Below are 19,780 nucleotides of genomic sequence, written 5' to 3' on the forward strand. Positions count from 1 at the left end.
ATAACGATATCTTCAGGGAGATCCCAGCGGTAAATCGTACCGCTCAAGGGGTAAGGCGGACGGATATCTTAATAATATCGGCGAAAATGAAAAAATCTTGAGAGCAAAACGCCCGGGCAAGCCGGGCGTTTTGTGGGAAATTAATGCTGCTTTTTCGCACGGTCTCTGTGACCGATATTCGAAAAAACGTTGAACACTTCACCCAGGCCGTAGATGGCACCGAGGATGATGGCCATCACTACTGGTACCATGATCACGGCGAATACCAGACTTTTCAACAACTCTAACATGGTTTTCTCCAGATTTTGTGAATGGGCTATTCTACCCTGAAAAGTAAGAAAAACATCCCCTTTTGTGCGGTGCCCTTTGCGCCCTGCACCATTTGGGTCACAATATTCTTTTTGCCAGGACACTGTTATGCAGGCCGAAATTCTTCTTACTCTCCGACTTCAGCAAAAGCATTTCGCCGACCCCCGGCGTATTGCCCTGCTTAAACAGATAGAACAGACCGGCTCAATTAGCCAGGGAGCCAGGAATGCCGGGATTAGCTATAAAAGCGCCTGGGATGCCATCAATGAAATGAACACCCTGAGCGAACAACCGCTGGTGGACAGAGCCACAGGGGGCAAAGGCGGTGGCGGGGCTGTCGTCACGCGTTATGGCCAGCGTCTGATTCAGCTCTACGATCTCATGGGACAAATCCAGCAAAAAGCGTTCGATGTATTGAGTGACGACGATAACGTTCCGCTGGACAGCTTGCTGGCCGCCATTTCCCGCTTCTCGTTACAGACCAGCGCCCGCAACCAGTGGTTTGGTACGGTGACGGCGCGCGATAATCTCCAGGTACAGCAGCATATTGAGATCCTGCTTGCCGATGGCGTCACCCGTCTGAAAGCGGCGATAACGGCGCAGAGCGCAGAGCGCCTCGATCTGGACGAAGGTAAAGAGGTGCTGGTGTTGCTGAAAGCGCCCTGGGTCAACATCACGCGTGACCCGGACAAGGCAAAGGCCGCAGATAACCAGCTGCGCGGCGCCATCAGCCATATCGAACGCGGCAAAGAGCAGTGCGAGGTGCTGATGCCCCTGGCAGACGGACAAACCCTTTGCGCGACGGTCCCGCTCAGCGAGGCGGACGGTTTAGAAGAAGGTGCTATCGTCACCGCATATTTCAACGCAGACCGGGTGATTATCGCCACATTGTGCTGAGTGCATTGACAATCGCGCCGACAGTGCGTATCCCTGACAGCAGTTGCTGCAAAAAATGGGATACATCATGTCATCATTGCATATTTCGCAAGGTACGTTTCGTCTTAGCGATACCCGAACGCTGACAATTGCCGATCTGACAATACGCGCGGGTGAAAGCTGGGCGTTTGTCGGCACCAACGGCAGCGGTAAATCCGCGCTGGCCCGCGCGCTGGCCGGAGAGCTTCCCCTTCTCAAAGGCGAATACCAGAGCCATTTCAAGCGCGTGACGCGCCTGTCCTTTGAACAGCTGCAAAAGCTGGTAAGCGACGAGTGGCAGCGCAATAACACCGATTTACTCAGTCCTGGTGAAGAAGACACCGGCCGCACGGCGGCGGAGATTATTCAGGATGAGGTGAAAGATCCCGCTCGCTGCCAGCATCTGGCGGAACAATTTGGCATCTCCGCTCTGCTGAACCGGCGGTTTAAATACCTCTCTACCGGCGAGACGCGGAAAACGCTTCTGTGTCAGGCGCTCATGGGCCAGCCGGAGCTGCTGATTCTGGATGAGCCCTTTGACGGGCTGGATGTTCACTCCCGCGGCCAGCTTGCCGCCCTGCTGGGCTCTCTGAATCAGGAAGGTTATACGATCGTACTGGTGCTGAACCGCTTTGATGAAATTCCTGATTTCGTGCAGAACGCGGGCGTGCTGGCAGACTGCAGCCTGATCGAAACCGGGGAAAAATCTGCGCTGCTCAAGCAGGCGCTCATTGCCCAGCTTGCGCACAGCGAAAAGCTGGCGGGTATTGCGCTGCCGGAGCCCGACGCGCCGGCGGCGCGCCACGGTCTCGATCCCCGGCAGCCGCTTATCATTCTGCGTGACGGGGTGGTTTCCTATGATGACCGTCCGATCCTTAACCACCTCAGCTGGACGGTCAATCCTGGCGAGCACTGGCAGATTATCGGCCCTAACGGCGCGGGAAAATCAACGCTGCTGAGCCTGATCGTCGGCGATCACCCGCAGGGCTATAGCAACGATCTGACGCTTTTCGGGCGGCGTCGCGGCAGCGGCGAAACCATCTGGGATATCAAAAAGCACATCGGCTACGTCAGCAGCAGCCTGCATCTTGATTACCGGGTCAGTACCACGGTACGCAACGTGATCCTTTCCGGCTATTTTGATTCCATCGGCATTTATCAGGCGGTGTCGGACAAACAGCGCAAGCTGGCCCAGCAGTGGCTGGATATTCTGGGCATGGACAGCCGGGTCGCTGACGCGCCGTTTCATAGCCTGTCGTGGGGGCAGCAGCGCCTGGCACTGATCGTTCGCGCGCTGGTAAAACACCCTACGCTTCTGATCCTCGACGAACCGCTGCAGGGGCTGGATCCGCTCAACCGGCAGCTGATCCGCCGCTTTGTAGACGTGCTGATTAGCGAAGGTGAAACGCAGCTGCTGTTCGTTTCACACCATGCCGAAGATGCCCCTTCCTGCATTACCCACCGCCTGGAGTTTGTCGCGGACGGCGAGGGTTATCGCTATCTTCTCAGCAGCATCGATTAACCGTGGAGGGCACCGCCCTCCTCTTTTCAGATAACTTGCATCAATACATCGCTATCTCTTTGATCTAGAATGCTCTGACTCATCGAAAAAACGAGTGTGAAAACGAGTGTAAACGATTCCACTATTTTATCCCATGTCACACTTTTCGCGTCTCTGTTATGCTATGGTTATTACATACCATAAGCCCAATGGAGCGAATTATGCGAGTTCTGGTAACAGGTGGTAGCGGTTACATCGGAAGTCATACCTGTGTGCAGCTGCTGCAAAATGGTCACGATGTGATCATCCTCGACAACCTGTGCAATAGTAAGCGCAGCGTGCTGCCGGTAATTGAACGTCTTGGCGGTAAACAGCCAACTTTCGTGGAAGGCGACATCCGCAACGAAGCGCTGATGACCGAGATCCTTCACGACCACGCCATCGAAGCGGTGATCCACTTCGCGGGCCTGAAAGCAGTTGGTGAATCCGTTGCGAAACCGCTTGAGTATTACGACAACAACGTCAACGGTACCCTGCGTCTGATCTCCGCCATGCGCGCGGCGAACGTCAAAAACTTTATCTTTAGCTCCTCCGCCACCGTCTACGGCGATCAGCCCAAAATCCCTTACGTGGAAAGCTTCCCGACCGGTACGCCGCAAAGCCCGTACGGCAAAAGCAAGCTGATGGTGGAGCAGATCCTGACCGACCTGCAAAAAGCGCAGCCGGAGTGGAGCATCGCGCTGCTGCGCTACTTCAACCCGGTCGGTGCCCATCCGTCCGGCGATATGGGTGAAGATCCGCAGGGTATTCCGAACAACTTAATGCCGTACATCGCCCAGGTGGCGGTAGGCCGTCGCGAGTCGCTGGCCATTTTTGGTAATGACTATCCCACCGAAGACGGCACCGGCGTGCGCGACTATATCCACGTGATGGATCTGGCAGACGGCCATGTTGCAGCCATGCAGCAGCTGGCTGACAAACCGGGCGTGCATATTTATAACCTCGGCGCCGGGGTCGGCAGCAGCGTGCTGGACGTGGTTAACGCCTTCAGCAAAGCCTGCGGTAAGCCGGTGAACTACCACTTCGCTCCGCGTCGTGATGGCGACCTGCCTGCTTACTGGGCCGATGCCACCAAAGCCGATAAAGAGCTGAACTGGCGTGTCACCCGCACGCTTGATGAAATGGCACAGGATACCTGGCACTGGCAGTCACGCCACCCGCAAGGCTATCCGGACTAAGGATCCGTCATGACTTCGTTTAATCCCGTCGATCATCCGCATCGTCGTTTTAACCCGTTAAGCGGGCAATGGATTTTGGTTTCCCCGCATCGCGCCAAGCGCCCCTGGCAGGGGGCGCAGGAGACGCCTGCAAAACAGACGCTGCCACAGCATGACCCGGACTGCTTCCTGTGTCCGGGCAATACGCGCGTCACCGGGGATAAAAACCCGGACTACAAGAGCACCTTCGTCTTCACCAACGATTTTGCCGCCCTGATGACCGACACGCCGGACGCCCCCGCAAGCCACGACCCGCTGATGCGCTGCGAAAGCGCGCGCGGTACCAGCCGCGTGATCTGCTTCTCGCCCGATCACAGCAAAACGCTGCCAGAGCTGAGCGTAGACGCGCTGAAAGAGGTGGTCAGCACCTGGCAGGCGCAAACCGCTGAGCTGGGGCAGAGCTATCCGTGGGTGCAGGTGTTCGAAAACAAAGGCGCGGCGATGGGCTGCTCTAACCCGCATCCACACGGCCAGATCTGGGCGAACAGCTTCCTGCCCAACGAAGCCGAGCGTGAAGATCGTCTGCAGAAAGCCTATTTCGCAGAAAACGGCTCACCCATGCTGGTGGACTACACTCAGCGTGAGCTGGCCGACGGCAGCCGTACCGTGGTGGAAACCGAGCACTGGCTGGCCGTCGTGCCCTACTGGGCCGCCTGGCCGTTTGAAACGCTGCTGCTGCCGAAAGCGCACGTTCAGCGCATTACCGATCTCAGCGACGCGCAGCGCGACGACCTGGCGCTGGCGCTGAAAAAACTGACAAGCCGTTACGACAACCTGTTCCAGTGCTCCTTCCCGTACTCCATGGGCTGGCACGGCGCACCGTTTAACGGGGAAGAGAATCAGCACTGGCAGTTGCACGCCCATTTCTACCCGCCGCTGCTGCGCTCTGCGACGGTGCGTAAATTTATGGTGGGCTATGAAATGCTGGCGGAAACCCAGCGTGACCTGACGGCGGAACAGGCGGCAGAACGCCTGCGCGCCGTTAGCGACGTCCACTATCGCGAATCAGGAGTCTAAAAAATGAGTCTGAAAGATAAAACACAATCCCTGTTTGCTGAGAAATTTGGCTACCCTGCCACCCACGTTATCCAGGCGCCCGGCCGCGTTAACCTGATCGGTGAACACACCGACTATAACGACGGCTTCGTGCTGCCGTGCGCCATCGATTACCAGACGGTCATCAGCTGTGCGAAGCGCGACGACCGCAAAGTCCGCGTCATTGCGGCAGATTACGGTAATGAGACGGACGAGTTTTCCCTCGATGCCCCGATTGTGACGCACGACAGCCAGCAGTGGTCTAACTACGTACGCGGCGTGGTGAAGCATCTGCAGAAGCGCAACAAGAACTTCGGCGGTGCCGATTTAGTCATCAGCGGCAACGTGCCTCAGGGTGCGGGCTTAAGTTCGTCGGCCTCGCTCGAAGTGGCCGTGGGAACCGTCTTCCAGCAGCTGTATCATCTGCCGCTGGACGGCGCGCAAATTGCGCTGAACGGCCAGGAAGCGGAAAACCAGTTCGTGGGCTGCAACTGCGGCATTATGGACCAGCTGATCTCTGCGCTGGGCAAAAAAGAGCACGCGCTGCTGATCGACTGCCGCTCGCTGGGCACCAAAGCCGTTCCGCTGCCAAAAGGCGCGGCCGTCGTGATTATCAACAGCAACTTTAAACGCACGCTGGTGGGCAGCGAATACAACACCCGCCGCGAACAGTGCGAAACCGGTGCGCGCTTCTTCCAGCAGCCTGCCCTGCGCGACGTGACGCTCAATGAATTTAACAAAGTGGCGCACGAACTGGATCCGGTTGTCGCCAGGCGCGTACGTCACGTGCTGACGGAGAACGCCCGTACCGTTGAAGCCGCGTCCGCACTGGCGAAAGGTGACCTGAAACGCATGGGTGAACTGATGGCAGAATCTCACGCCTCCATGCGCGATGATTTTGAAATCACCGTGCCGCAGATCGACACCCTGGTGGACATTGTGAAAGCGGTCATTGGCGACAAAGGCGGCGTACGTATGACGGGCGGCGGTTTTGGCGGCTGCATCGTTGCGCTGGTTCCGGAAGAGCTGGTCCCTGCCGTCCAGGACGCCGTGGCGAAGCAGTACGAAGCGCAAACGGGCATCAAAGAAACGTTCTATGTATGTAAAGCATCACAAGGAGCCGGACAGTGCTAAACGAAACACCTACCCTCGCACCGGATGGTCTGCCGTATCGCCTGTTAACCCTGCGCAACAGCGCGGGGATGGTGGTTACGCTTATGGACTGGGGTGCGACCCTGCTATCAGCCCGCGTACCAATGCCGGACGGCAGCGTGCGCGAAACCCTGCTCGGCTGCGCCTCGCCTGAGCAGTATGTCAATCAATCCGCCTATCTGGGCGCGTCCGTAGGGCGCTATGCCAACCGTATCGCGAAGAGCCGCTTTGAGCTCGACGGCGTCCAGTACGCCCTGCTTCCAAGCCAGGGTGAGAACCAGCTGCACGGCGGGCCGGACGGCTTTGACAAACGCCGCTGGAAGATTGTTCGTCAAAACGACGGGGAAGTGCTGTTCTCACTGGATTCGCTTGATGGCGATCAGGGCTTCCCGGGGAATCTTATCGCATCCGCGCGCTTCACGCTGACCGACGACAACCGAATCGCCATTGAATACCGTGCGACGGTCGATAAGCCGTGTCCGGTCAACCTGACTAACCATGCCTACTTCAATCTGGACGGCAACCAGTGCGACGTGCTTAACCACAAGCTGCAGATCCTGGCTGACGCTTATCTGCCGGTTGACGAGATGGGCATTCCGTATCAGGGCCTTAAAGACGTGAGCGGGACCAGCTTTGATTTCCGCAGCGCTAAAGTTATCGCCCAGGATTTCCTGAGCGATGACGATCAGCGCAAGGTGAAAGGCTACGATCACGCGTTCCTGCTGCACGCCAAAGGTGATGTAAAACAGCCTGCCGCGCAGGTCTGGTCTGCGGATGAGAAGCTGCAGATGATGGTGTATACCACCGCCCCTGCCCTGCAGTTCTACTCAGGCAACTATCTTGGCGGCACGACGGCGCGCGAACACGATGAGTACAGCGACTGGCAAGGGCTGGCGCTGGAGAGCGAATTCCTGCCGGACAGCCCCAATCATCCTGAATGGCCGCAGCCGGACTGCGTGCTGCGCCCGGGCGAAGAGTACGTGAGCGTCACAGAGTATCATTTCATTCCGCATTGATTTCCAGCCCTCCCATCGGAGGGCTTTTTTCTGCGCGTCTTGCTGAAAATAGCGCCGATCGCAGACAAAATCATAACCCTGGATTCACAAGCATCTTACACTCAGAGACTATTTTCGCTATGGTTAGGGTTAAGCGTTGCTGGTGGCACCGCCACGGCAATATAATGAGAATTGTTATCATTCTAAAAATGCTTGAGGAGTAAGAGATGGCTATTACTAAGCTGGTTCTGGTGCGTCACGGCGAAAGCCAGTGGAACAACGAAAACCGCTTTACCGGTTGGTACGACGTTGATCTGTCTGAGAAAGGCGTAAGCGAAGCAAAAGCAGCAGGTAAACTGCTGAAGGAAGAAGGCTTCAGCTTTGATTTTGCTTACACCTCTGTGCTGAAACGTGCCATCCATACCCTGTGGAACGTGCTGGACGAACTGGACCAGGCCTGGCTGCCGGTTGAGAAATCCTGGAAACTGAACGAGCGTCACTACGGTGCGCTGCAGGGCCTGAACAAAGCGGAAACCGCTGAGAAATACGGTGACGAGCAGGTTAAACAGTGGCGTCGCGGCTTCGCGGTCACCCCACCAGAGCTGACCAAAGATGACGAGCGCTACCCGGGCCACGACCCGCGTTACGCGAAACTGACCGACGCTGAGCTGCCAACCACCGAGAGCCTGGCGCTGACCATCGACCGCGTTGTGCCTTACTGGAACGAAACCATTCTGCCACGTCTGAAAAGCGGCGAGCGCGTGATCATTGCCGCTCACGGTAACTCCCTGCGCGCGCTGGTGAAATACCTGGACAACATGGGTGAAGACGAGATCCTCGAACTGAACATCCCAACTGGCGTACCGCTGGTGTATGAGTTCGACGAAAACTTCAAGCCAATCAAACACTACTACCTGGGTAACGCGGACGAAATCGCAGCGAAAGCAGCGGCTGTCGCGAATCAGGGTAAAGCGAAGTAATTTTCGCCGGACGTAAAAAAAGCGCGGAGCCTTCCGCGCTTTTTTATTTGTGCCTGAGAATTCAGCCGCGACGCGCTTTTACCGCATTCGCCAGCTGACGCAGGATGGCATCGGTATCTTCCCAGCCGATGCAGGCATCAGTCACGCTTTTGCCATACACCAGCGGCTCGCTACCTTCCAGGTTCTGGTTCCCTTCGACCAGATGACTTTCAATCATCACCCCAATTACCGCCTTCTCACCGTTGGCGATCTGCTGGCAGACATCTGCCCCCACTTCCATCTGCTTTTTGAACTGCTTGCTGGAGTTGGCGTGGCTGAAGTCGATCATCACCTGCGCCGGCAGCCCGGCTTTTTCCAGCCCGGCCTTCACCTCTGCCACATGTTTTGCACTGTAGTTTGGCTCTTTGCCACCGCGCAGAATGATATGGCAGTCGCCGTTACCGCTGGTGTTAACGATGGCAGAGTGACCCCATTTGGTCACAGACAGGAAGCAGTGCGGCGCCCCCGCTGCGTTGATGGCGTCGATAGCCACCTTAATGGTACCGTCAGTGCCGTTTTTGAAACCCACCGGGCAAGAGAGACCAGAAGCCAGCTCGCGGTGGACCTGAGATTCAGTGGTGCGGGCACCAATCGCGCCCCAGCTCATCAGATCTGCCAGGTATTGTGGCGTGATCATATCCAGGAACTCACCGGCAGCTGGCAGGCCGCTGTCGTTGATCTCCAGCAGCAGCTTGCGCGCAATGCGCAGGCCGTCGTTGATCTGGAAGCTGTTATCCATGTGCGGATCGTTAATCAGCCCTTTCCAGCCCACTGTCGTGCGCGGTTTTTCAAAATAGACGCGCATCACGATTTCAAGCTCGTCCTTCAGCTCTTCACGCAGGGCGAGCAGACGGGCCGCATACTCTTTCGCAGCGGCAGGATCGTGAATGGAGCACGGGCCAATCACCACCAGAAGACGATCGTCATTACCTTTCAGGATCTTGTGGATCGCTTTACGAGCATGAGAAACCGTGTTTGCGGCATTTTCAGTGGCGGGGAATTTCTCAAGGAGCGCTACAGGAGGTAATAACTCATTGATCTCTTTAATGCGTAAATCGTCGTTCTGATAATTCATCTTCTTTCCAGCTCTGCCATATCTTTAGTAATGAAAGCAATCCTTTCAATCTATCTTGTCGACCAGGAAGTGTAAACACGGTTTTACACTTCACGCAGATAATTCCTGGAATTCGCCTAAAAATCGCCACAAAATAGCGAAAAATGAGATCTAACCTAAGCTTTTTAACTGTAACAACCATTTTTACACGCTTAAACGCGATTCCATACTGACGTAAGTCCGTAAGGCGGAATATTTCGCCTCTAAAAAGATGCACTGTTGGAGAATGTTATCCAGCGTAACGACAAGAACAGGAGCACCATGATGAAAATGACAAAACTGACAACCCTCTTCCTGACTGCCACACTCACCCTTGCCAGCGGCAGCGCCCTGGCCGCAGAAACGGGTACTTCAGACAGCAACGGTGATGCCAATGCGGCAGCAGCAGCAGGCCAGGTTGCGCCTGATGCGAAACAGAATATCGCCCCGAACAATGTCGATAACAGCCAGATCAATACCGGGAACACCAATACCGGCGGCACCATGCTGCATCCGAACGGTGGTGCTTCCGACACCATGAATCATGACAATATGAGCTCGGATGAGGTTCATAAGAACTCGATGTGTAAGGACGGCAAATGTCCCGATCCGAACGACAAAGTGGGTAACGACGCCAATACCAAAACTGATGGCACAACCCAGTAATTCTTGATGCTTTAAATGCGAAAGGAGAGCCCTGGCTCTCCTTTCTTTTTGGAGTAACCTGTTAAAAACGCTACACTAAAATAATAACGAATCAGGAAAGCAGACATGGCGCACACCCACTCACACGCATCTTCTCCCGGAAATGACAACGCAAAACGACTCATGCTGGCCTTTGGCGTCACGGCCACGTTTATGGTTATTGAGGTCATTGGCGGCCTGGTTTCCGGCTCTCTGGCGCTGCTGGCTGATGCCGGACATATGCTGACCGATGCCGCCGCGCTGCTTTTCGCCCTGCTGGCGGTGCAGTTTGCTCGCCGCCCGCCCAACGCACGCCATACCTTCGGCTGGCTGAGGCTGACGACCCTCGCCGCGTTTGTTAATGCCATCGCGCTGGTGGCGATCACCCTTCTTATCGTCTGGGAGGCCGTACAGCGCTTCAGGCACCCTCAGCCGATCGCCGGGACAACGATGATGGTCATTGCCGTGGCGGGACTATTGGCGAATATCCTCGCGTTCTGGATTTTGCACCGCGGCAGCGGGGAAAAGAACCTCAACGTGCGCGCTGCGGCCCTGCACGTTCTGGGAGATTTACTCGGCTCGGTCGGAGCGATTGTCGCCGCGCTGGTGATCCTCAATACCGGCTGGACGCCCGTCGACCCGATTCTCTCCGTGCTGGTGTCGTGTCTGGTCTTGCGAAGCGCCTGGCGGCTGCTGAAGGAGAGCGTCAATGAACTTCTTGAAGGTGCACCGACATCCATAGACATTGACGAGCTGAAACGTAACCTGCGCCGCTCAGTTCCGGAAGTACGCAACGTGCATCACGTGCACGTTTGGCTGGTGGGGGAGAAACCGGTCATGACGCTGCACGCCCAGGTGATCCCGCCTCATGACCACGACGTGCTGCTTGAACGCATCCAGCATTTTCTTGAACATCACTACGAGATTGGCCACGCCACCATCCAGATGGAGTATCAGCCCTGTAACGGGCCGGACTGCCACCTTAACGAGGCGCAGCCCGACCATTCACATCATCACCACCATTAGCGGGAAAGCGCGTGAGAGCCTCGCTCACGCGCGCTGTTAATCCACATTCGGCTACCGTTCAGGGCAATGAAGGTCAGCAGCAGATACTCCAGCGACATCGCATAGACGCCCTGCAGAGCAAAAATTACCACGCTGATGACGTTGATGATGACCCACAGCAGCCAGTTCTCAACGTATTTGCGCGTCATCAGGACCATCGCCGCAATCGACAGCACCATCATGCAAGAGTCCCAGAACGGGAAGGCATCCGGCTGGAGCTCCGGCATCGTCACGTCCAGGCCAATAGCGGACATGACCGAAACGGCAACGCGGGTCAGGAACGCAAACACCGGGTTGATATAGACGGTCATTAAACCAATGGCAACCACGCAGGCAACGAACCAGGCGATGGCTTTTGGCAGGGGCAGCCAGCGGATCTGCAGCTCAGCCTCCTGCTGGCTGTTTTGCCGGGACCAGGCGTACCAGCCGTAAATATTGGCGGCGAAGAAAAACAACTGCAAAAGCAGACTGGCATACAGCTGGATCTGGAAGAAGATAATCGCAAACAGCGTGACGTTAATCAGGCCGAACGCGTAGTTACCGATCTTCTCAAGGCTTGCCAGCCAGATACACAGCAAACCCGCCAGCGTGCCTACGGCTTCAATCCATGACAGGTCATAGCCACCTGCACCAATCGGTATATGAACCAGAATGTTCTGCGTGCTAAAAAAATCCATCTTTTCCCCAGGGCGTTTTTAAATTAAGTACGTAGTGTAGCCGCAAAATCCAGCATGCGGTTAAGCGGAATTAACGCACCTTCACGCAGGGCGGCGTCGACGTGGATTTCATGCGCCGCACCGCCCGTCTCGAGCCCTTCGGCAATCGCTTTCAGGCCGTTCATCGCCATCCACGGGCAATGCGCGCAGCTGCGGCACGTCGCGCCCTCCCCCGCCGTTGGCGCTTCCAGGAGCTCTTTCTCCGGCACGGCCTGCTGCATCTTATAGAAGATACCGCGATCGGTCGCCACAATGAGCTGCTTGTGCGGCAGCGTCCTGGCCGCGTTGATAAGCTGGCTGGTTGAGCCAACGGCATCGGCCATATCAACAATCGACTGCGGTGATTCTGGGTGAACAAGAATGGCGGCATCAGGATAAAGCGCCTTCATGCGCGCCAGCGCCTGGGTTTTGAACTCGTCGTGAACGATACAGGCACCTTGCCAGCAGAGAACGTCAGCGCCCGTCTGCTTCTGGACATACTTTCCAAGATGGCGGTCAGGGGCCCAGATAATTTTCTCACCCAGGCTGTCCAGATGCTCAATAAGCTCAACGGCGATGCTCGACGTGACCACCCAGTCTGCGCGCGCTTTTACCGCCGCGGAGGTGTTGGCGTAAACCACCACGGTTCGGTCAGGATGGGCATCGCAGAATGCGGTGAACTCATCAATCGGGCAGCCGAGATCGAGTGAACACTCCGCGTTAAGCGTCGGCATCAGAATGGTTTTTTCCGGGCTCAGGATCTTTGCCGTTTCGCCCATAAAACGCACGCCTGCAACCAGCAGCGTGGAAGCGGGATGTTTTGCCCCGAAGCGGGCCATCTCCAGTGAATCAGAAATACAGCCCCCGGTCTCTTCCGCCAGCTGCTGAATTTCCGGGTCGGTGTAGTAATGGGCCACCATCACCGCATCGCGCTCTTTGAGAAGCCGTTTGATCTTCTCGCGATAGAATTGTTTTTCATCCTGACTCAGCGGAACAGGCTTTGGCGGAAACGGATAGATGGCGGCTTCAGGATCGAACATCACACTCATTATGGCTTCTCGTTTTACTGGCTTAACAATATTGCCTTTCTTTTGCATGACAAAGCAAAACGCGCGGCAATTGTGTTTTATATACTAAACAAGATAGCGAATCCGGAGTGAAAAGTCACCGGGAATAGATGAGCAGAGCATTTGTTGTCGCGCAGATAGCAAAAAGGCGCCTTTAGGGCGCCTTTCTACACTGGTGGGTCGTGCAGGATTCGAACCTGCGACCAATTGATTAAAAGTCAACTGCTCTACCAACTGAGCTAACGACCCCTTGCGGGATGTACTTCAAATTTATTCAGGCTGGTGGGTCGTGCAGGATTCGAACCTGCGACCAATTGATTAAAAGTCAACTGCTCTACCAACTGAGCTAACGACCCATTTGGGTGTTGCCTGAATTATCACTCGGAACCAATAAAATTGGTGGGTCGTGCAGGATTCGAACCTGCGACCAATTGATTAAAAGTCAACTGCTCTACCAACTGAGCTAACGACCCGAGTGGTGGGTGATGACGGGCTCGAACCGCCGACCCCCTCCGTGTAAAGGAGATGCTCTACCAACTGAGCTAATCACCCACTCTGTACTGCCGGTAATGCGTTAAGTGGTGGGTCGTGCAGGATTCGAACCTGCGACCAATTGATTAAAAGTCAACTGCTCTACCAACTGAGCTAACGACCCACTTTTACGCTGTTTTCACGTTGTTTGATATCCCGTGGCAACGGCGGCATATATTACTGATTTAAGAATTCTGCGCAACAAAAATTTCGATGAAGATCACTTAACTGCTTACGAATCATGCTGCACGACCAGAAATAACGCGATTTCTGGTCATGCGATAATCATCCCATCGAATTCAGGCGTTTTTGCGCCTGCTTAGCACCTTCGGTGCCAGGGAATTTTGCGACCACCTGCTGATAAACCGCTTTGGCTTTCGCCGTGTCGCCTTTGTCCTGCATGATCACGCCAACTTTATACATCGCGTCTGGCGCTTTCGGCGATTTCGGGTAATTTTTCACCACTGAGGCAAAATAAAACGCCGCATCGTCCTTTTTACCCTTGTTGTAATTCAGCTGACCGAGCCAGTAATTGGCATTTGGCTGGTAGGTTGAATCAGGGTATTTCTTAACAAAGTTCTGAAACGCAGCAATCGCGTCGTCCTGACGAGACTGATCCTGCACCAGGGCAATGGCCGCATTGTAATCCGTATTTGCGTCACCGCTCTGTACAGGCGCCCCTGTTGAGGCTGAAGCATCAGCAGACGGTGCGGGTGCGGAGGTCGCTGCACCGCTCTGATCGCCTGCCGCTGGCTGTGCTGCTGCACCACCGCTGCTCAGGCTATCTATCTGCAACAAGATTTGCTTCTGACGTTCCACAACCTGGTTAAGCTGATACTGGCTTTCCTGAATCTGACCGCGGAGAGAGTCAATATCATTTTGGTTATCGGAAAGTTGCTGCTGGAGTTGGGTTAAAAGCTGACTGTGAGCGTTAGAAATACGCTCGAGCTGAGTGACCCGGTCTTCTACCGAGCCTGAGCCGACACTACTGATTGGTGCCTGAGCAAAAGCGGCCCAGGGGGCCGCTATTCCAACCAGTAACGACAGACTCAACAGATGATGTCTGAAGTTACTGCTCATGCAATTCTCTTAGTAAACCAGTACGGCACGACGGTTTTTGGAGTAAGCCGCTTCGTCGTGACCCAGTACTGCAGGTTTTTCTTTACCGTAAGAAACGATGGAGATCTGGTCAGCAGAAACGCCTTTACCCTGCAGGTACATCTTAACGGCGTTAGCACGACGTTCACCCAGGGAGATGTTGTACTCTGGAGTACCACGTTCGTCCGCGTGACCTTCTACGGTGACTTTGTAAGATGGGTTGCTACGCAGGAAGTTAGCGTGAGCATCCAGCATCGCAGCGAAGTCAGAACGGATGTCGTATTTATCCAGATCGAAGTAAACGATGTTGTTCTGCTGCAGCTGCTGCATCTGAAGACGCGCTTGCTCTTCAGAAGACATGTTGCCATTGCCGTTCGCGTCCATACCGGTACCGGCACCCATCATGCCTTCGCCGCTCTGGTCATTGCTGGCGTTCTTGTTAGAAGAACACGCTGCGATTGCCATTACAGGCAGAGCGATCATCAGCCCCTTCAGCACTTTGTTCAGTTGCATTTCTATGATTCCTTTAGTAATCAATTAATTATTATTTACAGATACGGCGACCAGGCAGGTGATTTTACCTGTCCATCAGTAGCCGGAATACGCGCTTTGAAACGCCCATCTGTAGAAACCAGATTCAGCACAGATCCCATCCCCTGAGAAGAGCTGTAGATTACCATAGTGCCGTTAGGTGCCAGACTTGGCGTTTCATCCAGGAACGTTGACGACAGAACTTGAACGCCACCCGCTACCAGATCTTGTTTGGCAATGTGCTGCTGCCCACCATTGGAGCTGACCATTACCATGAATTTACCGTCGCTGCTCACGTCTGCGTTCTGGTTCTGAGAACCTTCCCAGGTAATACGCTGCGGAGCGCCGCCGTTGATGTTCACTTTATAGATTTGTGGACGGCCGGCCTGGTCAGAGGTAAACGCCAGGTTTTGACTGTCCGGGAACCATGATGGTTCGGTGTTGTTGCTGCGACCATCGGTCACCTGACGGATCTGGCCGGAGCCAATGTCCATCACGTACAGGTTAAGGCTACCGGTTTTAGACAGCGCAAACGCCAGTTTAGACCCATCCGGAGAGAAGGAAGGCGCACCGTTGTGACGTGGGAACGACGCAACCTGACGAACCGCACCGTTAGCCAGCGTCTGGATAACCAGCGCAGAACGACCGCTCTCAAAGGTAACATACGCCAGTTTAGACCCGTCCGGAGACCAGGCTGGAGACATCAGCGGCTGTGAAGAGCGTTTTACCAGGAACTGGTTGTAACCGTCGTAGTCAGAGACGCGCAGCTCGTACGGGAACTGACCACCATTGGTCTGCACCACATAAGCAATACGGGTACGGAACGCACCTTTAATGCCGGTCAGTTTTTCGAATACCGCATCGCTGGCCGCGTGTGCCGCGTAGCGCAGGTACTGTTTCGTGACCTTGTAAGAGTTCTGTGCCAGAACGGTACCCGGTGCACCGCCGGTATCCACCAGCTGCCAGGCCACGTTGTATGAGCCGTCCGGGTTAGGGGTAACCTGACCCACAACCACCGCATCAATACCCAGCGCAGACCATGCAGCAGGCTGTACTTCCTGCGCACTACCCGGCTGCTGAGGCAGACGAGAACGATCTAACGGGTTGAATTTACCGCTGTTACGCAGGTCAGCCGCCACGATGCCGCCAGCATCTTCAGGTGCAGCGCCAGGACCGGCCCACTGGAACGGAACAACACCGATTGGGCGTGCCGAGTCCACCCCCTGGGTGATCTCGATACGTACTTCTGCGTGCAGGACTGCTGCCCACAGCATTAAAAAACCAAATGCTACACGTAATGCCTGCTTCATCATATCTCCCTTATCCGGGTAACCTTACCCACGATAATTTAGCAGAATGTTAACAAACTCAAATAGACAAAACTACCAGAACCCTGTGACTAAACCTGGTCTATTTTTCCCCGTTTGCACGGGGAAAATGTAACTTAAGGTTTGAAGTCCAGCGGTGCATTTTTGAAGACTTCGTAGACTGCCTGCGAAGGCGGTTTAGGCATCTTCGCCTGACGCGCTGCAGCCAGAGCCGCAGTACATAAAGCCGGGTCGCCACCTTCAGACTTAATGTCAAGCAGCATGCCGTCCGGAGCCAGTTTTATACGCAGCGTACACGTTTTACCGGTATAGGAAGACGCGTCATAGAACCGGCTTTCAATCGCCGATTTAATCTGCGCGGCATAGCCGTTGATTTCGGCCCCTGTCGCACCGTTACTCTTAGTGTTACCACTTCCGGTCGGCGCTGCGTTGTTTCCTTTCGCCCCACCGCCCGTTTTCGGTGCATTCTTACCGGAGCTTAAATCCCCCAGCAGATCGTCAACCCCTGCGGCAGCAGCGGCTTTTTCAGCGGCAGCAGCCTTTTTCGCAGCCGCTTTTTCAGCAGCAGCTTTCTTATCGGCAGCGGCCTTCTCAGCTGCAGCTTTTTTATCTGCAGCGGCTTTTTCCGCGGCGGCAGCTTTTTCTGCAGCAGCCTTTTCGGCAGCAGCAGCTTTCTTCGCAGCCTCGGCAGCCGCTTTCTTCTCTGCTTCCTGAGCGGCTTTTTTCGCGGCTTCGGCTTCAGCTTTCTTCTGAGCATCAGCTGCGGCTTTCTTCGCAGCTTCCGCTTCGGCTTTTTTCTGAGCATCCGCAGCGGCTTTCTTCGCCGCTTCCGCTTCAGCTTTTTTCTGAGCATCCGCAGCCGCTTTCTTCGCCGCTTCTGCCGCTAATTTCGCCTGGGCATCAGCCTGCGCTTTAGCATCTGCTGCGGCTTTGGCAGCCGCCTCTTCCGCCTGCTTTTGCTGTTCCTGCGCTTTCTTCGCGGCCTCTTCGGCTTGCTTCTGCTGTTCCGCCTGCGCTTTCGCTGCTTCCTGCGCCTGCAAACGTTCTTTCTCAAGCTGCTTCAAACGCTCCTGCTCGGCGGCCTGCTTTTCACGCAGCTCTTCCGCCTGCTGTTGCGCCTGTTTTTCACGCTGCTCTTCAGCCCGTTTGGCACTCGCCTTCTGCTGTTGTTCGCGATTATAGTTCTGCACTACCGCACCGGGATCCACCATTACGGCGTCAATGGAAGATCCTCCACCGCCGCCTGCTGATGCATCAATATGCTCGTCGAACGAACTCCAGATCAGCGCTGCAAAAAGAATAACGTGCAGCACTGCGGAGACGATTATCGCTCGCTTAAGCTTGTCGTTCTGTTCGGTTGCCTTTGACACTATCGGTTCCCAAAAACTACGCGGATGATCAAATAGGTTGAGTCATTAAGCCAACTGACTTAACACCCGCACTATGTAGCAAGTTCAGCGCTTTAATAATTTCATCGTAGGGTACGTCTTTCGCGCCACCGATTAAGAAGACCGTTTTCGGATTTGACTCGAGGCGACGCTGCGCCTCAGCAATCACCTGCTCGGGTGGAAGCTGATCCATGCGATCTTTTTCTACCACCACGCTGTACTGCCCTACGCCGGAAACTTCAATGATGACCGGAGGATCGTCATTGGTGCTCACCGCCTGTGATTCTGTCGCATCCGGAAGATCCACCTCCACGCTCTGGGTAATGATTGGCGCTGTTGCCATGAAGATCAGCAGCAGTACCAACAGGACGTCCAGCAGTGGAACGATATTGATTTCGGACTTGAGCTCGCGACGACCTCGTCCACGCGATCTGGCCATGGTTTACCCCTTGTTGCTCTCGGTGCTGGTAAACGCCTGACGGTGCAGAATCGCGGTGAACTCTTCCATAAAGTTGTCGTAGTTCAGTTCCAGTTTGTTCACGCGCTGGTTCAGACGGTTGTAAGCCATAACCGCCGGGATAGCCGCAAACAGACCGATAGCGGTCGCAATCAGTGCTTCAGCGATACCCGGTGCAACCATCTGCAACGTCGCCTGCTTCACCGCACCAAGCGCGATAAAGGCGTGCATGATCCCCCACACGGTACCAAACAGACCGATATACGGGCTGATGGAGCCGACAGTGCCGAGGAAAGGAATGTGCGTTTCAAGATTTTCCAGCTCACGGTTCATAGAGATACGCATCGCACGTGAGGCGCCTTCCACGACCGCTTCCGGCGCATGATTGTTTGCACGATGCAGACGAGCAAACTCTTTGAATCCGCTATAGAAAATTTGTTCGGAGCCGGTCAGGTTTTCACGGCGTCCCTGGCTCTCCTGATACAGACGAGAAAGCTCAATACCCGACCAGAACTTATCTTCAAACGCTTCCGCTTCACGGCCAGCAGCATTGAGGATACGCGTTCTCTGGATGATGATGGCCCAGGATGCGATTGAAAAACCAATCAAAATCAACATGATAAGTTTAACCAGAAGGCTTGCCTTCAGGAACAAATCAAGGATATTCATGTCAGTCACTGCTTAAACTCCGCGACAATAGACTTAGGAAGCGCACGAGGCTTCATTATGGTTGGATCAACACAAACAATCAGTACTTCAGCTGAGTTCAGTACGGTGTTCTCTGCGTTGACTATCCGCTGCGTGAATACCAGTGAGGTCCCGCGCATTGATGTAATTTCAGTTTGGACTTCGAGCATATCGTCGAGTCTGGCAGGCGCAAAATACTCAAGCGTCATCTTGCGTACCACGAAGGCAACTCGCTCAGCCAACAGCACCTGTTGACTAAAGTGATGATGGCGCAGCATCTCTGTGCGTGCCCGTTCATAAAAAGCAACGTAGCTGGCGTGGTAAACCACACCACCGGCATCGGTATCTTCGTAATAGACACGAACCGGCCATCGAAACAGCGTTGTATTCACTTTACATCCCGGTAATGCAATAAAAGTTAATGCTTTTAAACTTCGCTACTATACGCGCGGCAAAGATGGTTTGGAATGGGAGAAAGTAAACGGAGAGTAAATTTTTATGGGCTCGGGTAAGCCCATAACGTTATAGGACGTTTCTTATTCAGAAGAAGAAGAAAATCAATCCGGCGAGAAGGACCAGATCGGCAATGAGCGGGCAGAAAATGCCCTGCCAGTGAACCGCTTTTGGACGAAAGCCCACGCCGTGGATGACCCCGGCACACACCGCCCACATGATGAGGAAGCCGTGCCAGATCTCAAGCTCGCTGGTCTTTGCCGCAAAGCGCGACGGGTCCCAGAAGATACAGCCTGCCAGCAGTAATGCCATCACTAAAGAAAGCGCCCGTAACGGGCGCTTATCCATTACCGCGTAAAGTTTCGCGATAATATTCATCAGTGTTTTTCTTCACCCGCTTTGGTCGCTTCTACGTGCTCAAGCGCCAGGGCAGTAATGACACCAAAAGCACAGGCAAGAAGCGTCCCTAAAATCCATGCGAAATACCACATATTCAGCTC

Annotated in this window: 22 protein-coding genes and 5 tRNA genes; 9 read left to right on the forward strand and 18 right to left on the reverse strand. The window is 54.8% G+C overall.

Going from position 1 to position 19,780, the window contains the following annotated elements; translation table 11 throughout:
• Positions 1–140: 140 nt before the first annotated feature.
• Entirely contained in the window at positions 141–290 is a 150-nt protein-coding gene (locus URZ40_RS09620) for an AcrZ family multidrug efflux pump-associated protein (protein ID WP_013097516.1), read from the reverse strand.
• A gap of 127 nt (positions 291–417) precedes the next feature.
• Between URZ40_RS09620 and modE the strand changes: the two genes are divergently transcribed.
• The 7 genes from modE to gpmA all read left to right on the forward strand — a co-directional run bounded on the left by modE (position 418) and on the right by gpmA (position 8,164).
• The gene (modE, locus tag URZ40_RS09625; RefSeq protein ID WP_320720459.1) at positions 418–1,206 is read left to right on the forward strand and encodes a molybdenum-dependent transcriptional regulator; all 789 of its coding nucleotides are present in this window, start codon (positions 418–420) and stop codon (positions 1,204–1,206) included.
• 67 nt (positions 1,207–1,273) lie between these two features.
• Positions 1,274–2,746: a molybdate ABC transporter ATP-binding protein ModF gene (modF, locus tag URZ40_RS09630; protein WP_320720460.1), complete on the forward strand. Its 1,473-nt coding sequence runs from the start codon at positions 1,274–1,276 to the stop codon at positions 2,744–2,746.
• A 200-nt stretch (positions 2,747–2,946) separates the two neighbouring features.
• The gene (gene galE / locus URZ40_RS09635) at positions 2,947–3,963 is read left to right on the forward strand and encodes a UDP-glucose 4-epimerase GalE (protein WP_041910754.1); all 1,017 of its coding nucleotides are present in this window, start codon (positions 2,947–2,949) and stop codon (positions 3,961–3,963) included.
• Positions 3,964–3,972: 9 nt separating this feature from the next.
• A complete protein-coding gene (gene galT / locus URZ40_RS09640; RefSeq protein ID WP_320720462.1) occupies positions 3,973–5,019 on the forward strand; it encodes a galactose-1-phosphate uridylyltransferase in 1,047 nt (348 codons plus the stop codon).
• Between the two features lie 3 nt (positions 5,020–5,022).
• On the forward strand, positions 5,023–6,171 hold the full coding sequence (gene galK / locus URZ40_RS09645) for a galactokinase (RefSeq protein ID WP_116343346.1): 1,149 nt from the start codon (positions 5,023–5,025) through the stop codon (positions 6,169–6,171).
• Positions 6,165–7,205: a galactose-1-epimerase gene (gene galM / locus URZ40_RS09650; protein WP_320720463.1), complete on the forward strand. Its 1,041-nt coding sequence runs from the start codon at positions 6,165–6,167 to the stop codon at positions 7,203–7,205. The genes galK and galM overlap by 7 nt, the downstream gene beginning before the upstream one ends.
• 206 nt (positions 7,206–7,411) lie before the next feature.
• Positions 7,412–8,164 carry a 2,3-diphosphoglycerate-dependent phosphoglycerate mutase gene (gene gpmA / locus URZ40_RS09655; RefSeq protein ID WP_008501111.1) on the forward strand — a complete coding sequence of 251 codons (753 nt, stop codon included), beginning with the start codon at positions 7,412–7,414 and terminating at the stop codon, positions 8,162–8,164.
• Positions 8,165–8,225: 61 nt separating this feature from the next.
• Here the strand turns inward: gpmA and aroG are convergent, their stop codons facing one another.
• The gene (gene aroG / locus URZ40_RS09660) at positions 8,226–9,278 is read right to left on the reverse strand and encodes a 3-deoxy-7-phosphoheptulonate synthase AroG (protein WP_316380474.1); all 1,053 of its coding nucleotides are present in this window, start codon (positions 9,276–9,278) and stop codon (positions 8,226–8,228) included.
• Positions 9,279–9,581: 303 nt separating this feature from the next.
• On the opposite strand from aroG, the gene URZ40_RS09665 reads away from it, so the two are divergent.
• The gene (locus URZ40_RS09665; protein WP_116343343.1) at positions 9,582–9,962 is read left to right on the forward strand and encodes a protein YbgS; all 381 of its coding nucleotides are present in this window, start codon (positions 9,582–9,584) and stop codon (positions 9,960–9,962) included.
• 105 nt (positions 9,963–10,067) lie between these two features.
• A complete protein-coding gene (zitB, locus tag URZ40_RS09670) occupies positions 10,068–11,006 on the forward strand; it encodes a CDF family zinc transporter ZitB (protein ID WP_320720465.1) in 939 nt (312 codons plus the stop codon).
• Here zitB and pnuC read toward each other — a convergent pair.
• From pnuC to cydX, 16 genes are all read right to left on the reverse strand, one after another.
• Complete coding sequence (gene pnuC, locus URZ40_RS09675; RefSeq protein ID WP_163330749.1) at positions 11,003–11,722, reverse strand: nicotinamide riboside transporter PnuC; 720 nt, start codon at positions 11,720–11,722, stop codon at positions 11,003–11,005. The two genes, zitB and pnuC, sit on opposite strands and share 4 nt — an antisense overlap.
• Before the next feature lie 23 nt (positions 11,723–11,745).
• Positions 11,746–12,789 carry a quinolinate synthase NadA gene (nadA, locus tag URZ40_RS09680; RefSeq protein ID WP_232935961.1) on the reverse strand — a complete coding sequence of 348 codons (1,044 nt, stop codon included), beginning with the start codon at positions 12,787–12,789 and terminating at the stop codon, positions 11,746–11,748.
• A 191-nt stretch (positions 12,790–12,980) separates the two neighbouring features.
• Positions 12,981–13,056 (reverse strand) — tRNA-Lys (locus URZ40_RS09685).
• 31 nt (positions 13,057–13,087) lie between these two features.
• Positions 13,088–13,163 (reverse strand) — tRNA-Lys (locus URZ40_RS09690).
• Between the two features lie 41 nt (positions 13,164–13,204).
• Positions 13,205–13,280 (reverse strand) — tRNA-Lys (locus URZ40_RS09695).
• 3 nt (positions 13,281–13,283) lie between these two features.
• Positions 13,284–13,359 (reverse strand) — tRNA-Val (locus URZ40_RS09700).
• Between the two features lie 27 nt (positions 13,360–13,386).
• A tRNA-Lys gene (locus tag URZ40_RS09705) sits at positions 13,387–13,462 on the reverse strand.
• 161 nt (positions 13,463–13,623) lie between these two features.
• Positions 13,624–14,418, reverse strand: a complete 795-nt coding sequence (gene cpoB / locus URZ40_RS09710) for a cell division protein CpoB (protein ID WP_116343917.1) — start codon at positions 14,416–14,418, stop codon at positions 13,624–13,626.
• Positions 14,419–14,427: 9 nt separating this feature from the next.
• Positions 14,428–14,949, reverse strand: coding sequence for a peptidoglycan-associated lipoprotein Pal (pal, locus tag URZ40_RS09715; protein WP_003858578.1), 522 nt, complete (start codon positions 14,947–14,949; stop codon positions 14,428–14,430).
• Between the two features lie 35 nt (positions 14,950–14,984).
• Positions 14,985–16,277: a Tol-Pal system beta propeller repeat protein TolB gene (tolB, locus tag URZ40_RS09720; RefSeq protein WP_116343916.1), complete on the reverse strand. Its 1,293-nt coding sequence runs from the start codon at positions 16,275–16,277 to the stop codon at positions 14,985–14,987.
• A 134-nt stretch (positions 16,278–16,411) separates the two neighbouring features.
• On the reverse strand, positions 16,412–17,665 hold the full coding sequence (tolA, locus tag URZ40_RS09725; protein WP_116343915.1) for a cell envelope integrity protein TolA: 1,254 nt from the start codon (positions 17,663–17,665) through the stop codon (positions 16,412–16,414).
• Between the two features lie 28 nt (positions 17,666–17,693).
• The gene (gene tolR, locus URZ40_RS09730) at positions 17,694–18,122 is read right to left on the reverse strand and encodes a colicin uptake protein TolR (protein ID WP_003858589.1); all 429 of its coding nucleotides are present in this window, start codon (positions 18,120–18,122) and stop codon (positions 17,694–17,696) included.
• 3 nt (positions 18,123–18,125) lie between these two features.
• The gene (tolQ, locus tag URZ40_RS09735; protein ID WP_008501101.1) at positions 18,126–18,818 is read right to left on the reverse strand and encodes a Tol-Pal system protein TolQ; all 693 of its coding nucleotides are present in this window, start codon (positions 18,816–18,818) and stop codon (positions 18,126–18,128) included.
• Positions 18,815–19,219, reverse strand: coding sequence for a tol-pal system-associated acyl-CoA thioesterase (gene ybgC / locus URZ40_RS09740; RefSeq protein WP_003858593.1), 405 nt, complete (start codon positions 19,217–19,219; stop codon positions 18,815–18,817). The genes tolQ and ybgC overlap by 4 nt, the downstream gene beginning before the upstream one ends.
• Positions 19,220–19,367: 148 nt before the next feature.
• The gene (gene ybgE, locus URZ40_RS09745) at positions 19,368–19,658 is read right to left on the reverse strand and encodes a cyd operon protein YbgE (RefSeq protein WP_008501100.1); all 291 of its coding nucleotides are present in this window, start codon (positions 19,656–19,658) and stop codon (positions 19,368–19,370) included.
• Complete coding sequence (gene cydX, locus URZ40_RS09750) at positions 19,658–19,771, reverse strand: cytochrome bd-I oxidase subunit CydX (RefSeq protein ID WP_003858598.1); 114 nt, start codon at positions 19,769–19,771, stop codon at positions 19,658–19,660. Before cydX ends, ybgE begins: the two co-directional genes overlap by 1 nt.
• Between the last annotated feature and the right edge of the window lie 9 nt (positions 19,772–19,780).

It is taken from the genome of Enterobacter sp. 296B2 (assembly GCF_034106185.1).
GTDB classification, from domain to species: Bacteria; Pseudomonadota; Gammaproteobacteria; order Enterobacterales; family Enterobacteriaceae; genus Enterobacter; species Enterobacter cloacae_N.

What these genes read in the sequence shown, in the direction of transcription:
- URZ40_RS09620 (WP_013097516.1), bottom strand. Translation starts at nt 290, where the DNA reads ATGTTAGAGTTGTTGAAAAGTCTGGTATTCGCCGTGATCATGGTACCA.
- modE (WP_320720459.1), top strand. Translation starts at nt 418, where the DNA reads ATGCAGGCCGAAATTCTTCTTACTCTCCGACTTCAGCAAAAGCATTTC.
- modF (WP_320720460.1), top strand. Translation starts at nt 1,274, where the DNA reads ATGTCATCATTGCATATTTCGCAAGGTACGTTTCGTCTTAGCGATACC.
- galE (WP_041910754.1), top strand. Translation starts at nt 2,947, where the DNA reads ATGCGAGTTCTGGTAACAGGTGGTAGCGGTTACATCGGAAGTCATACC.
- galT (WP_320720462.1), top strand. Translation starts at nt 3,973, where the DNA reads ATGACTTCGTTTAATCCCGTCGATCATCCGCATCGTCGTTTTAACCCG.
- galK (WP_116343346.1), top strand. Translation starts at nt 5,023, where the DNA reads ATGAGTCTGAAAGATAAAACACAATCCCTGTTTGCTGAGAAATTTGGC.
- gpmA (WP_008501111.1), top strand. Translation starts at nt 7,412, where the DNA reads ATGGCTATTACTAAGCTGGTTCTGGTGCGTCACGGCGAAAGCCAGTGG.
- aroG (WP_316380474.1), bottom strand. Translation starts at nt 9,278, where the DNA reads ATGAATTATCAGAACGACGATTTACGCATTAAAGAGATCAATGAGTTA.
- URZ40_RS09665 (WP_116343343.1), top strand. Translation starts at nt 9,582, where the DNA reads ATGAAAATGACAAAACTGACAACCCTCTTCCTGACTGCCACACTCACC.
- zitB (WP_320720465.1), top strand. Translation starts at nt 10,068, where the DNA reads ATGGCGCACACCCACTCACACGCATCTTCTCCCGGAAATGACAACGCA.
- pnuC (WP_163330749.1), bottom strand. Translation starts at nt 11,722, where the DNA reads ATGGATTTTTTTAGCACGCAGAACATTCTGGTTCATATACCGATTGGT.
- nadA (WP_232935961.1), bottom strand. Translation starts at nt 12,789, where the DNA reads ATGAGTGTGATGTTCGATCCTGAAGCCGCCATCTATCCGTTTCCGCCA.
- cpoB (WP_116343917.1), bottom strand. Translation starts at nt 14,418, where the DNA reads ATGAGCAGTAACTTCAGACATCATCTGTTGAGTCTGTCGTTACTGGTT.
- pal (WP_003858578.1), bottom strand. Translation starts at nt 14,949, where the DNA reads ATGCAACTGAACAAAGTGCTGAAGGGGCTGATGATCGCTCTGCCTGTA.
- tolB (WP_116343916.1), bottom strand. Translation starts at nt 16,277, where the DNA reads ATGAAGCAGGCATTACGTGTAGCATTTGGTTTTTTAATGCTGTGGGCA.
- tolR (WP_003858589.1), bottom strand. Translation starts at nt 18,122, where the DNA reads ATGGCCAGATCGCGTGGACGAGGTCGTCGCGAGCTCAAGTCCGAAATC.
- ybgE (WP_008501100.1), bottom strand. Translation starts at nt 19,658, where the DNA reads ATGAATATTATCGCGAAACTTTACGCGGTAATGGATAAGCGCCCGTTA.
- cydX (WP_003858598.1), bottom strand. Translation starts at nt 19,771, where the DNA reads ATGTGGTATTTCGCATGGATTTTAGGGACGCTTCTTGCCTGTGCTTTT.